This window comes from Salinispora pacifica CNR114 (assembly GCF_000514775.1).
Lineage (GTDB): Bacteria > Actinomycetota > Actinomycetes > Mycobacteriales > Micromonosporaceae > Micromonospora > Micromonospora pacifica.
Genome location: NZ_AZWO01000099.1, coordinates 1 through 1,231, shown reverse-complemented (window position 1 = coordinate 1,231; position 1,231 = coordinate 1). Strand labels below are relative to the sequence as shown.

Below are 1,231 nucleotides of genomic sequence, written 5' to 3'. Positions count from 1 at the left end.
TGCCCAGTCCTCCACGCTCAGCACCTCCCGATGCTTCAGGAGGTGATCCCGATTCAGCCGGAACCACGTGGTCAGTTTTCAGGCGGAGCCGACACACTGGGGCTGGTGCTCTCCGGCGGCGCACTTGCCGGCCTGACGCTGCCGCACGCGTACACGCGGCTGGCGACCAAGCCGGCGGTGACCGCGGGCCCGTCGAAGTTGGGCGCGGCCGAAGGGGACACCTCGGCGGCGGCCAGGAACGTGCGAACAACGGTGTCCGCGCTGTGCGGTATCGGGATGGCTGTCGCCTCCGGCGGCCTCGCTTGGCTCCTGCGCGACGCCCGCGGCGGCCTGCCCCTGCTCGCGGTGTGGTTGGTGGTGATGCACAACGGCGTGCTGCTCGCCGCCGTTGACGTCGCGATCCGCAGGCTGCCTACGCTCGTGATAAGCATCGCCGCTCTCGCCGTCGGCACTGTGCTGGCCGGTGAGGCAGCGATCACGGGCCAGGCTCAAATGCTGGTCACCGCCACGCTCGCCGCGGCTGCGCTTGGCGGCCTATACCTGGCCTTGGTCATCGTGGCGGGCAGCGGAATGGGCCTGGGCGACGTGCGGCTGGCCGCGCTGCTCGGTGCGGCATTGGGTGCCATCAGCTGGCCTGCGGTGTTCCTCGGCGGCCTACTGCCCTTCGTGCTCGCCGTACCCGAAGCGCTAGCACGCCTGGCGCTGCGCCGTGCGCACAGCATTGCCTTTGGTCCGTACCTGGTCGCCGGGGCGCTGATAGCGGCTGTGTTCTGTAGTTGATCGAACGCCCTGACCAGACTCCGTGCAGACCCGCGGCACCCGTGCCTATGTCCAGCGACCAACCACCGAAGGCCGAACGAAACGCGAGATCCTCCGCTGCCTGAAGCGCTACCTCGCCCGCGAAATCTTCAGGACTATAATCGGGGTCGTCGGGCCAACGCTTGCTTGACCAAACACAGGGGCGTCGAGCAGGCCGCGTTGAAGTGTCTGTACCTGGTGACTCGCTCCCTGGACCCTACCGGAGCAGGCAGAACCCGATGGACGATGCGCTGGAAGCCCGTGTTGAACGCCTTCGCCTTGACCTTCAGCGACCGTTCCCAGCCGCTGAAACCTACATACCAAGTTGCCGGAACGTCCGACGGTGGACCGTCAGCGCTGGCCGAGAAAGACCCGCAAGCGTGGGGTGAAGTGGAAGTTTAGATCCTCGCCGACGGTGGACCGCCGGCGCTGG

The 1,231-nt window shown here is 67.4% G+C and carries 1 protein-coding gene and 2 pseudogenes; all 3 read left to right on the top strand.

The features are described from left to right. The first annotated feature begins 30 nt into the window (after positions 1-30). Entirely contained in the window at positions 31-780 is a 750-nt protein-coding gene (locus B118_RS0124910; protein WP_238324160.1) for a prepilin peptidase, read from the top strand. A gap of 9 nt (positions 781-789) precedes the next feature. After that, positions 790-949 (top strand): annotated as a pseudogene (locus B118_RS33365) (IS110 family transposase); the annotation flags it as partial. A gap of 5 nt (positions 950-954) precedes the next feature. Continuing rightward, positions 955-1,115, top strand: a pseudogene (locus tag B118_RS32085) (IS256 family transposase); the annotation flags it as partial. Positions 1,116-1,231: the final 116 nt, after the last annotated feature.